The 12,092-nt window shown below is 36.8% G+C and carries 13 protein-coding genes; 11 read left to right on the top strand and 2 right to left on the bottom strand.

The window, feature by feature from the left end; all coding sequences use genetic code 11:
• Positions 1–38: 38 nt before the first annotated feature.
• Positions 39–857 (bottom strand): thiol-disulfide oxidoreductase DCC family protein, encoded by an 819-nt coding sequence (locus tag BHE19_RS15855; RefSeq protein WP_070907925.1) that lies wholly within the window; start codon positions 855–857, stop codon positions 39–41.
• 55 nt (positions 858–912) lie between these two features.
• Positions 913–1,416, bottom strand: a complete 504-nt coding sequence (locus BHE19_RS15850; protein WP_070907965.1) for a GbsR/MarR family transcriptional regulator — start codon at positions 1,414–1,416, stop codon at positions 913–915.
• A gap of 332 nt (positions 1,417–1,748) precedes the next feature.
• On the opposite strand from BHE19_RS15850, the gene BHE19_RS15845 reads away from it, so the two are divergent.
• From BHE19_RS15845 to BHE19_RS15805, 11 genes are all read left to right on the top strand, one after another.
• On the top strand, positions 1,749–2,408 hold the full coding sequence (locus BHE19_RS15845; RefSeq protein WP_017495082.1) for a hypothetical protein: 660 nt from the start codon (positions 1,749–1,751) through the stop codon (positions 2,406–2,408).
• Between the two features lie 88 nt (positions 2,409–2,496).
• A complete protein-coding gene (locus tag BHE19_RS22350; protein WP_017495081.1) occupies positions 2,497–2,673 on the top strand; it encodes a DUF1843 domain-containing protein in 177 nt (58 codons plus the stop codon).
• A 73-nt stretch (positions 2,674–2,746) separates the two neighbouring features.
• Entirely contained in the window at positions 2,747–2,920 is a 174-nt protein-coding gene (locus BHE19_RS22345) for a DUF1843 domain-containing protein (RefSeq protein ID WP_017495080.1), read from the top strand.
• Positions 2,921–3,104: 184 nt separating this feature from the next.
• On the top strand, positions 3,105–4,535 hold the full coding sequence (locus BHE19_RS15840) for a radical SAM/SPASM domain-containing protein (RefSeq protein ID WP_070907924.1): 1,431 nt from the start codon (positions 3,105–3,107) through the stop codon (positions 4,533–4,535).
• A 1-nt stretch (position 4,536) separates the two neighbouring features.
• Positions 4,537–5,115, top strand: coding sequence for a class I SAM-dependent methyltransferase (locus BHE19_RS15835; protein WP_070907923.1), 579 nt, complete (start codon positions 4,537–4,539; stop codon positions 5,113–5,115).
• A gap of 58 nt (positions 5,116–5,173) precedes the next feature.
• Positions 5,174–5,986, top strand: a complete 813-nt coding sequence (locus BHE19_RS15830) for a hypothetical protein (RefSeq protein WP_070907922.1) — start codon at positions 5,174–5,176, stop codon at positions 5,984–5,986.
• Between the two features lie 48 nt (positions 5,987–6,034).
• A complete protein-coding gene (locus BHE19_RS15825) occupies positions 6,035–7,261 on the top strand; it encodes a hypothetical protein (protein ID WP_070907921.1) in 1,227 nt (408 codons plus the stop codon).
• 7 nt (positions 7,262–7,268) lie between these two features.
• Positions 7,269–8,183 carry a glycosyltransferase family 2 protein gene (locus BHE19_RS15820; RefSeq protein ID WP_070907920.1) on the top strand — a complete coding sequence of 305 codons (915 nt, stop codon included), beginning with the start codon at positions 7,269–7,271 and terminating at the stop codon, positions 8,181–8,183.
• A 12-nt stretch (positions 8,184–8,195) separates the two neighbouring features.
• Positions 8,196–9,392: a phenylacetate--CoA ligase family protein gene (locus BHE19_RS15815; protein ID WP_070907919.1), complete on the top strand. Its 1,197-nt coding sequence runs from the start codon at positions 8,196–8,198 to the stop codon at positions 9,390–9,392.
• A 259-nt stretch (positions 9,393–9,651) separates the two neighbouring features.
• Positions 9,652–11,496 (top strand): hypothetical protein, encoded by a 1,845-nt coding sequence (locus BHE19_RS15810; RefSeq protein WP_070907918.1) that lies wholly within the window; start codon positions 9,652–9,654, stop codon positions 11,494–11,496.
• A 104-nt stretch (positions 11,497–11,600) separates the two neighbouring features.
• Positions 11,601–12,014: a DUF1842 domain-containing protein gene (locus tag BHE19_RS15805; protein WP_017495072.1), complete on the top strand. Its 414-nt coding sequence runs from the start codon at positions 11,601–11,603 to the stop codon at positions 12,012–12,014.
• Positions 12,015–12,092 lie beyond the last annotated feature (78 nt).

The following is a 12,092-nucleotide window of genomic DNA, read 5'->3' as shown; positions in this document are numbered from 1 at the left end:
GAATGGTAATCCGTGCAATCTGTGACGATTTTTTAAAATCAGTTTAAAATGAAGAATAAAGCAATAATTCGATAGAGAATCCAGGTGTAAGATAAGTAAATTGGAAGTTTCAAAATTTTGATTCTTCTGAAATGTTCCAAAAATAGGATCAAAACGGTGACTCCGAACCAGCCTAAAACGATAGTTTCAGTAAGTGGTATAAATTTGCTTAGAAGCAGGACAGGACTTAAAATTAAGGAACCCATTAATGAAACGGTCATTAGATTTCCGGCATAATTCATAATGGTTTGTCTGTCAAATTGGAATAAAAACAAACTTTGGAAAACAATTTGGCCCAATGTAATAATGATTTCTCTTGAAATACTGGTTTTCGGTAAACCCGGAATCAGATTAGCATAACCAAAAAGGATAGAGCTTGTTATCGTTAAGGCAAATCCGATAAACAGAAATCGATATTTATAATTAAAATCGGGAGTACATTGTAATTTGTTTTCTTCGACTGCATTTCCAGGGATAATTACTTTTCGATTGTAAGAAACAAAAGAATACATTTTTTTGAGGATAAAGTGAATCGGTTTTAGAGTTGAAATTTTTTCAATAAGCGGAAATGAAAAACCGACAACTTTAATTAAACTGTCAATTCCATAAGTTACTGTTTTTGTTTTGTTATCAATCAAAGCGATTTCGTTTGGAGCGCGTTTTAAATCAACAAAATTTTGTTCTTCCTCAGATAGCTGACAGTATGATTTTCTTCCGTTTTGATCTAACATGCCACTTTTTACAAAGCCAGTGGTATACAAACTGCATAGCGGACAATCTTCATCGTAAAGTAGGGTTTGGTTTTCCAGCGTTTTCATAGTTATCGTTTGTTTTAAACTTTCAGAAAAAAATGAAAGTTTTGATTAAATTTTTTTATTTCATGATTTTAAGGACAAGACGTCCCAACCAGTTTTCATTAAATTCGGTCATTTTATCCATCATATTATCTGCTTTTAATACAAAATCATACAATTTAGAAGTCTGATCTACAAAGTGTTTTTCTTCAGCAGTATCATTTGCTCCAATTGTAGAAACTTCTTTCAATATTTTAAGAGCAGGTTTAATTTCTCTTTTACTTCTTTCTCTGGCAATTTTTACGGCCAGTTCGTCTAGATCCTTTTCAGCAGTAAAAAATTCCCTTCTTTCTCCGGCTTTGAATTCTTTGTAGACAATTCCCCAATCCATTAAAGCTCTTAGGTTCATGCTGGCGTTTCCGCGTGAAATTTGTAATTCCTCCATGATATCCTCCATAGAAACAGCTTCGTTCGAAACCATTAACAGCGCATGAATCTGTGCCATGGTTTTATTAATACCCCACTGAGAACCTAATGCTCCCCAGGTTTGTACGAACTTATTTTTTGCTTCTTTGAATTCCATGAAACAAATGTAAGTAAAAGTTTTTAAACTTTCAAAAATAAATGAAAGTTTGTTTGATGAGGTTTTTCTAAGAATTATCTTATGTCTTGTTTTTTGTGTCTTATGACAGATAATTCTCATTTTATAACATTTTTTCGATTCGATCTTCATATCTAAAATAGCTTTGATATAGAAATTTAATGAAAGAAAATTATCTGAGTAACTATTTAATTATTAAACAGTTGTGATTGAAAAAAGTGGAGCAGAACCCACTTTAAAAAACGGACTGTTTCGCACAGTTAAAAGCGAAGGCGGATCTGAAAAGCCTCATGAGTAGGACAAAAACTATTATTATGCAAGCAATACCTCAAAAAGTAAAAAATGTAAATGTGTATCCTTATGTAGAATGGCATGGAGGAGGAGTTGGACCAGTTATTCTTCCTGTTGTTGAAAAAGCTACCGGTACCTTTGCAGTTGGAACACTTATTAAATCAGTGTTTTATAACCTTGATTTGAACACACTGTCCGAAAAACCAAAATTAGGTGTACACCAAAGATATATAGCAACTGGAGAATATGAAGACGGTACTCCTTTTACTACTCCGTGGATGTATTGTACAAATGCGGGTACACAGCCTGAGTTTGGAAGAACTATTACGCTTGGTAAACCAGAGTCTGAAACAATTAATGCCGAAACTTTGCCTCCTTATATCACACTGGGAGAACTTACTGATATTACAGTTTCTCAGTTATTTCCGGCACCGGCAATAGGACAGAGAGTTTTAATTGAAAATGGAACCGGAAATGTTATCGCTACCAGAACAGGAACACCTCATGAAATGGGAAGCGAAGTAAATACCGGAAATCGTTTAGGCAAATTAACAGCTGGAGCGAAGAATATTATTATCACCGGAAAAAATAATGAAGGCAGAACAGTGACTTTAGGTAATTTGACTTGCTTGAGTCCAAATGAACCAGCACTTTTCCTGCATCAGTTTGGTTATAGTAATTAAGGAATCAGAAAGTTTCTTCGGTAGAAATTTCTTCCTGAAAAAGGATAAATCCTCAAACAAAACAAATAATAACTAAAAAACAACAACTATGGGAATAATCATGCCTTATGGTGTCGCTGTTAGAGAAGCTCTTGCCTCTAATGACCTGGCTAAGATGGAAGCTGTTGCCAAGCAAGCAAAGCAAACAATAAGAGATCATGGAGATCTGACTGTAGCTTTATTAGACTTATTGGACGCAATAGATTCTCTAAAGAACAAGAAGTAAGCTGACTTGTACAGAAAAACAAGGGGGTATCTGAAAAACCTAAAGAGTAGGAGTAATCAAAAGATAAAATATTATGGCAACAGTACTTTACGGAGTAGGAATCAGAGAGGCGATTGCCTCAAATGATTTAGAAAAAATGGTTGCGGTAGCTGAACAAGCTAAAAAAACCATAAGAGAACAAAAAGATTTGCATGTAGCATTAGTAGAATTGCTTGATGCAATTGATGCCTTGAAAAAGAAAAGGTAATCTAAAAAAAGACGGTTTATCAAGTTTTACTTTTTAAACCGTCTTTTAAATAATTGTCAAACCATAAACAAAACTAATACCGATTGTATATTCAATATAGTCCAATTGCATTGTACTATTTTCATACTACATCGGCATTATATCAGAAAGCATTGAACTAAAATATAAGTAAAATTGATATAAGATGGATACTATTAAGACTTCAACAAGATACAGAGTAAGGGATGATTATGCAACGGCTACTCCAGTGCATGTCGTATGGGAAATTACGCTGGCTTGCAATTTGAAATGCTCACATTGCGGATCGAGAGCCGGAAAAGTAAGACCGGGTGAATTAACTACAGAACAATGTTTTGGGGTTATTGATAGTCTTAAACGTCTTGGTACCAGAGAAATTTCGATCATTGGGGGGGAAGCTTTTTTAAGAAAAGACTGGATTGAGATTATCGAAAGAATACATCAAAGTGGGATCGAATGCTCAATGCAGTCCGGTGCCTATAATTTAAACGAAGAAAGAATCATTGCTGCAAAAAAAGCGGGAATAAATAATATAGGTGTTTCTATCGATGGAATGCCGGATACTCATAATAAAATAAGAGGAAGAAGAGATTCTTTTGAACATGCCGTTAATTGTCTGGGATTACTTAAAAAGCACAATATAACTTCTAGCGTAAATACAGTAATTACAAAAAGAAGTAAAAATGAGATGAATGAGCTTTTGGATGTTTTGATTGAAAATAATGTAAAAAACTGGCAGATACAACTTGCCGTTGCTATGGGGAATGCCGTAGACAATGCGGATGAACTGATCGTTCAGCCTTATGAATTAATTGATTTTTACGATGAGCTTATTGTGATCTACAGAAAAGCCTTAGCTCATAATATCCTAATACAGGCGGGGAATAACATTGGTTATTTTGGACCGTATGAACACATTTGGAGACAGGGCAATGAGAAATATTATACCGGATGTTCGGCAGGACATACCGGAATAGGGATTGAAGCAGATGGTAAAATTAAAGGCTGTCCTTCCTTACCAACAAGTGCCTATACAGGAGGAAATGTAAAAGATATGGCACTGGAGGATATTTGGAAATACAGTGAAGAGATGGTTTTTTCCAGATATAGAAATAAAGAAGAATTATGGGGCGGTTGTAAAGGCTGTTATTATGAATCTTCTTGTCTGGCGGGCTGTACCTGGACAAGTCATGTATTGTTTGGTAAGAGAGGGAATAATCCTTTTTGCCATCATCGTGCTTTAGAACTAAAAAAGAAAGGACTTAAGGAACGAGTAAGAAAAATACAGGAAGCACCGGGCGACTCTTTCGATATGGGACTTTTTGAAATTATCGTCGAAGATGAAAATGGCGTAATTGTAGAAATACAATCACCTCATAGTGAAACTCCTGTTCCTGTTGTTGATGTGACAGCAAGAGTTCCAAGAATACCTAAAGCCTTAAAGTTATGCAATGGCTGCGATAATTATGTCTATGAAGAAGAAGAGGTTTGCAGTTTTTGTAACAGCAACGTGAAAGAGGTAAATGATGAATATGCCGCTAAAATGGAAAAAGCAAAACGCTCACTGGAAAAACTAGAATTCTTAATGATGAAATAGTATGGAGCAATTAAGAAGTATTCAATCAGAAATTGATCAGTATTTGCATCATATTGAAGAAGGTTTAAGTCTGTCGGAAATTACAATTAAGTACGGACTCAACTCTTATCGATACGGATCTTCCAGTTTCTTAGAGGCTCTTTTTGACCCGATTCCAATGACACCACAAACGGTATTTTATGATTTGGGTTCCGGTTATGGAAATATCATTTTATACGGTGCCGTAAAACATCCGGATGTTCAGTTTAAAGGAATCGAAATTCTTGAAGAGCGAAATAAAGTTTGTGTTGCTTTAATCGAAAAAGAAGGACTTGCGAATGCCAGGGCAATTTCGGGAGATATTTTAAAAGCGGATATCTCAGATGGAAATGTTTTTTATCTGTACAATCCTCTTTACGATTTTCAATATGCTGAATTATTAGAGAAACTCTATCACATCTCTCTCCGTAAAAACATTATTGTAATTGCCGAGTCCAGCTGCATCTTTTTCGATGAAGCCGATTGGTTAGAGCAATATCACTTTAAAGATATTGATGTGCTTCGGAAAATTAAATATTACCGCTCTAAATCTGTTCATTAAAAACCACCAACAAACAATAGAAATCAAAATCATTAATTAACCTAAAATCAAAACAGTTATGGCAAGTTTAAGTTCAATTATTCTTCCGGTTCTTGAAGGAATGGAAGAATCACATTTAAAAGTTCAATTATTAAAATTCCTTCCAAATCAGGAGGAAGCATTTTCAAAAATTGAGAAAAGTTTCAATCAGCTGACTTCTAAAGTTCAGGACAAAGAACGTTTACAGCGTTTCTTTCACAGCTGGAGTCAAACCAATAACAGTGCAATGACAGTATCCGGAATCAGTAATCGTATGACCATGCTGGTTCATAAAAATCAACCTATTGCAGATGAAAAAGCACTATTGCAATCGATCACCAGCTTAAACCGTATCGTTGATGAAGATCTGGCAGTGGTAGGCAGAATTTTGCATTCGCAGCTGTTTTATACTATGGCCACTACAATCTGTACAGATGATGACTGGCTTTCCAGACGTTACCTGAATCAAAGCGCCTGTGATTTTAAAGCATGGAAAGATCAAAACTCATTACGAAATAAAGACATCATGATTGCTTTACTGACGACTTTGATACATGAAATTTATACGCATGGAGAAGTAGAACTGATCTTGCCAAAATTCCAGTCCTGGTTGATTAATGATTACGGTTACACAGAAGAAGAGTGCGACAAGACATTAGCATGGATCAGTGTTCACTGTGGACCAACAGAGAAAAATCACTTCTTTTTTGCTGTTAGTTCAATTTTTCACTACGCCAAGGCAATGAATATCGATCTTGAATCGTATGATCTTGAAACAATTGTCAACGACTATTTAGCAAAAAAATCGGCCGTGATGGTGGATCTTTTGGAAGTAGAAGAATTGAGTTTTTAAATCGGCGTATCTAATAATCTATTACAAAAAAATAAACTTCAATCTTATATGTCAAAAATTAAACTACAGCAAAACCAAGCTGATCAACAGGAAAAATGGAATCAGTTGTTTTTTGAATACTTTCAGAATATCAACATATTAGGCAGAGATGCTTTTGCTAATTCGTCTGTCGTCCTGTCTCCGGAGTATAACAAACCGATGGATCGCCTGTGTGCTGTTTTAAACAAAGCTTGTACAGCAATTGTTTTGAATTACTTTGAAGACAGCAGAATCCGGAACTATTATCAACTGGAGAATGACCTTGAAGCTTTATTGAAAAAGTGTAGTAGCCAAAGCTATAATCAGGGTTTTTATCGCCCTGATTTTTTATATGATAGTAATGACCAGCCCAAAATCTGTGAAATAGGAGCACGTTATCCGTTAAATGGATGGATGATCAGTTATTATTTACACCTGATAAACAATCAGACCAACGAATATAAAGATCAAATAGCTGCAGGAGGTACAGATTTAAAAAATCTTATCGACGATCTGTCTCATCAGTTTGCTCCCCATAAAAAAGTAGCTCTTATTCATGATGATGAAAAAGGCAGCGATATTTTTAATGCACAAAGAGAGTTGGCCAAATTAAATATTGAATTAATTTCTGCAAAACCTCAGGAGCTCGTGATTGTAAAGGATTCAATAGAAGCCAACGGAGTACCGGTTTCACAATTTATACTTGAAATGGATCGGGAAGAATTAAAAAAAATTAGCCCCGATGTATTGGACAAGTTAATTGAAGAGAATTGCTATTTCAATGACATTCGAACTTTAATCCTTATTCATGATAAAAGAGTTTTAGCTGTCATGTATGATGCCGCGATTATGCTGGACTACCTGAGTAAGGAAGAGTACAATTTTTTGAAAGAGTACCTTATTCCAAGCTTCGTTATTACCGATCCTGTTGAATGTGATGAATTTACAAATACAAAGCAAAATCTGATTTTAAAACTAAACAGCGGCGGAAGGGGAATCGGAGCCTATGTGAAAAGTGATTGCACTGATGAAAACTGGAATACTATAGTGAGAGAAAACTGGAAGAGCTATCTGATTCAGCATTTTGTAGATCAAAAAGAGTTTGACGATGCTGAAAACAACCGTCAGATTTATTTAGTGGGAATGCTGCTGTGCAAAGATGATAAAAGTTATGGATCCGGTATGTTTCGGGGATCAGATGAATCTGTTGTGAATGTGCATCAGGGAAGAGCTTTGATTTATCCAATAGCACAGTAGTCAAAATATGAAACATACCGTTGTGATACCTCTTTATAATAAGGAAGCTTACATCTATGATACTATTCGTTCTCTGGCTTTTCAGGAAAAAAAAGTGTCAGAGCTTATTATTGTCGATGATTGCAGTTCAGATCTGAGTTTGGTATATCTAAAAGACGCGCTCTCTTTTTTTTCTCCTCAATTTTTGCAGACGGATGTTCAAATTATTGAGCTGGAAGAAAATAAAGGTCCGAGTAACGCCAGAAATATCGGAATTGAATTGGCAACCGGAGATTTGATCAGTTTTCTGGATGCAGACGATTGTTATTTACCAACTTGTTTACAAGATAGTAGTTCTATGATGGAGGAGGAGAATCTCGATGTGCTGATACTTGGTATTCTGCTCATTCCCTCAAATCATTACTTACCGAAAACTAAATCATTTGAAAAAGAAATGATTCCCTTTTCAGAGGAACTATTTTTAATTCCGGATCCATTACACACGATTAGTTCTCCCGATTTTATTATGGGTTTTGGCAGTAATGTTGTGATCCGAAAAAAACATCTTGAAGATATTTTTTATGAGACTGATGTTTCAATAAGCGAAGGCATTGACTTATGGTATCGGGTACTAAAAACATTACCTCAGCCTTCCAGAGTTGGATTACTGAATAAAGCCTGCATCGAAGTACGGGAAGTAGAAGGAAGTTTGTCCAGAATCAGCCCCACAGATTGGAAAGCAATTGAAATCCCGATCATCATAAAGCGGTATAGAAAAAGCTCCAATCGATACGATCAGCAGTTAATGGGAATGTATTCGCAGCGATGGCTGGAACACGCCATGGAGCGATTGCCGTCCTGGCAGCAAAAAGGCTTGTTTATTTTCAATCATTTCAAATTATTGGTCAAGAACAGTTATTATTTAAAAAGAAGAAACTCTTAAAAACGACTCCTTATGTATCCCGTTTGTATCCCTCCAAAAATAGACCATTCTGAATTACAGGATTACTTTGAATTGGCCAAACAAAATCCGTTGTATATTGAATTTTACAAAGGAAATGATTTTGCTGCCGGAGCACCTGTACTGAGTAAAAAAGAGTTAATGCCAATTTTAGAGACAAAGTTTAAACTTGAGGAAGAAAAAACAGGCGTTTATCTCGTACGCTCAGGCGGGAGCACTCAAAAGCCGCTGGTTTTTCCGGTTGATATTCAGGAGAATCATAATCAGCGTCTTGCATTGGCAGGCGAACTCACCCGAAATAATTTTTTTACTTCCAAAACAATTGCCCTGAACATTTTTGGTTATTCCGATATGTATCGTACGGCAGCTATTATGGATGATATTCTTGAAAAATGTCAGGCAACAACTTTGGCATTAAGTGCCCATGCAAGTTATGCCGATATGGAGCAGGCAGCCCGTCATTTCAAACCTGATTTTATATTCGGAACTCCTTCAAAACTAATCTGCTTTGCTCATTTTTTACAAAAGAACAACAGACAAATAGAAATTGGGAAGTTGTTTTATGCGGGAGAGTTTTTACGACCTAATACACAAAAATTTTTACAGCAGGTACTGGGTTTTCAGGAAGTGTATTCCATGTATGGTTCCGCCGAAACCGGAATTTGGGCCTGGTCACATTGTACTAAAACGCCATCCTTGTTTTCCGTTATTAAAGGTATTATTGTCGAAATTATAAATCCCGATGAGGAAGGATATGGTACAATAGCGGTTACTAATACATTCCGTAAAAGGTTTCCGGTTTTTCGATATGCCATCGGAGATATAGGCCGATGGGTGGAACTGGATGGAAAATCTTTTTTGGAATTAAAATCCAGAGAGGCAAAATCTTTTATAGTTTGTGAACAGCATTACGACTTAGATAAATTTCTGTCGTTTACAAGTGAGGCAACCGCTTTTCAGATTCAATTGTCAACAAATAAAAATTTTAAGGATGTTGTAAAGATGCTAATCGTACAAAATGTTTCTGAAGATAAAAGAGAGGCTTTTGTTGAGGAAAAAGATGCGGCATTGAAAAAACTGTTGAACTATGAAGACGGTTTTATGGATGTTGAGGTTTTGCTGGTTACGGCGGCAGATCTGTACATAGATCCCAATACGACTAAGACACCTGTGCTACTGGATCGTAGATAATGCTTTTGTGCAAGTTTGTAATTTTTATTCCCTCTTTAAAAGAATTCTGTTCCAGTGATTATTCGCTTTATGGATAAAAAAACCAGTCTCATGACATTTTTTTATCTAGGGTTTCTTATGCATTGTAATTTTAATCGGGAAAATTAAAAATGCTGGTTTCGTAAAGTTATTCTAAAGGAAATCAGAATGATAAGATTAGCCATTGAGAATCAAAACAATACCAAACAATCCGAATTAATAACCCCAAAAGCAAACTACCATGAAAGATTTAACCTCTTCCTCGAAAAATTGCGTGGATCCGATACCAGATTCAAGATATCCGGTTTTGGAGACTTTTACAGGGCCTCAGCCCAGACTTCCACAATTTTGGAAATGTACTTGTGTACTTCACCCTTTTAGCCCCCTGCAGAGCAATAGTACTACTGCTGACAAAGAGAGCCCTTTTTTTGAAATTTGTACCGCGACGGTTTATTATGCCGAAGGACTTGGATTAAACGCTTTGTTGGTAGGTGCTTCCGGCAGAAGATGGTGGTACAGAATAACGCCAACTCAAACAGAAGTATCGACCGATGGAATCCGTTATACACCGATCAATGTAGGTTGGAGAATTCCAACTACAAACTGGTTTGGAAATGAAAGCAGTAGAGCAAAATGTTCCGGAACCAGTTACCTCAACTGGATGAAAGCACAAAAAGTAGATTGGTGGAAAATTCCGGTAGGTAACAGCAGTCCTGCACCTGCTACCTGGATGTGGTTTGATCATAAAACCAATTTTCCGGTGCGTCTTATGTTTGGACAAGGACCTGTTGCACGCCCGGGTTTAGGAGATGTTAATCAGCTGGCCTTATTTCAAATGTTCTCGTTTACTTATTTCTCTACTTTTGAGAAATTATCGAGCAATCCTTTAAACACACCTTTGGTACCTCCTGTTGTAGAAGGCTTTTCATTTGGAAACCCTGATAACTACGAGCTATTTACATGGAATACTAATTTTGGGATGACTGTTTTCATGACACCGGTCAATGAAGCATTCAATCCTCTTCCTACAAGGGTTTTATACAATTGGAGAGACAATTCGCAATACAGCGTTTCATCAGACAGGAGTCAGAGTACCCTGATGAAATATACCTACAATCCCACAAATCCATTTACTGCGCAACAAGCGCTTCTTACCGGACCAACTCCTACCGGAATGACTCCGCCGCCTAATAGTGGTGCAGGATTTTTAATTAATTATGTAGGAGACAGAATAACAAATGCGATTGGTTTTGGAAATTTTCCATTCCCGCAACAACCGCCAAACTGGGTTCAGATTCCGGCGGTACAAGGAAAAATTCATGCCACTATTGTGAGGAATCCTGCGCTTTGTCCGGGTAATACAGCCACGGTTGTTGGTGTATTTTTTCCGCCTTCAGGAAATAATTATCCAGATTCTACTTATTTATGGACCTGGTATAGCCCTTTCGATCGAACCGGAAGACGCAGCCGACCAATAACCTTTATGCAATCGCAGTCAGGTGTAGGTTTAGGAACGAGTCTTGCTTTGGCAGATTATTTTGATTATGAAGAATTTACAACGCCAATTCCGGCTTGCAATTTCGCAGTTCCGCCAGTTGATTTTACCGTTCAGGCGAAACCGAATCCAAGTACTCCTGATAATCCTAATCCTTCTTATCCATGGTTGGATACAGGTGTTCGACTGAATCCTAGTAGAGTTGCTACCATAAAATATAAAGACGGACTATGGACGGCGAATCCAAATATCAATAACGGTCATTTGTACAATTCTGCCGGAAACCCAACTTTTATTAGTGCTAAACCCGGTTATGCACTTCCAGGGGCAAACGAGGGAGCATTGGTAGGTAAAATAGGAGATACTGTTTTCTTAATCGGACTGGGAGCAAATACACCACCGGGATTAGTTGGAAAATTAGAATTATGCATCAATGACGATTTAAAAGGTATTTACGGAGCAGGTCTGACAGATAATATAGGACAGGTAAACGTGCAGATAAGTGTTAGTTCTCCAAGAAAGGAAAAACTGGAACCCGTAATAGAAAGTGGGACAGAACCCACTCTGGAAAACGAGCCGGTATCTGAATAAGGAGAAACTTGATCCAATGATAAAAAGTGGAGCAGAACCCACTATAAAAAACGAGGCGGTATCTGAAAAGCCCCACGAGTAAGAAAAATTTAAATTAAAAGATTATGGCAGATTTATTAGCAGGTGCCTATTTAGCAAAAGGCACAATCGGGAATGTAGGAACACCAGGTGCTCCAATTGCATCATTTAGTTTAGTTGTTGTACCATCACAACATTCTGTTTCAGGTACAGTAGTCATTACACAGGCCATCCCTGGTCCTGATAGTCATATCGTTGTTCATGTTAAAGGAAGAATATATGCAACCGGATTTGGTAAAATTACTCAGGTAGTTAGCCTAAGCGGACAATATGTTCAATCTGTTCCTCCTCCTGCAATTGGTTCTTTCTTGGCTAATTTTGAGGCACACTTAGCAATCGATAGTTCATGGAACGGAACAGGAGGATTCTCTTATTGGAATCACCACATAGAGAATGTGCCGGTAAAGTCTGCAAAGACCCCGAAAAAAGAACTGGCATAGAAACTAAATTCTCCCCAAACAATTCAATACAAGAATACTGAATTAAGAAAAAATCTTATTTCATTAAAATCTAAAGAC

Source organism: Flavobacterium tructae (assembly GCF_001853485.1).
Classification (GTDB): domain Bacteria; phylum Bacteroidota; class Bacteroidia; order Flavobacteriales; family Flavobacteriaceae; genus Flavobacterium; species Flavobacterium tructae.
Note: the sequence above shows the minus strand (reverse complement) of the source record. Positions and strands in the feature narration are given on the sequence as shown.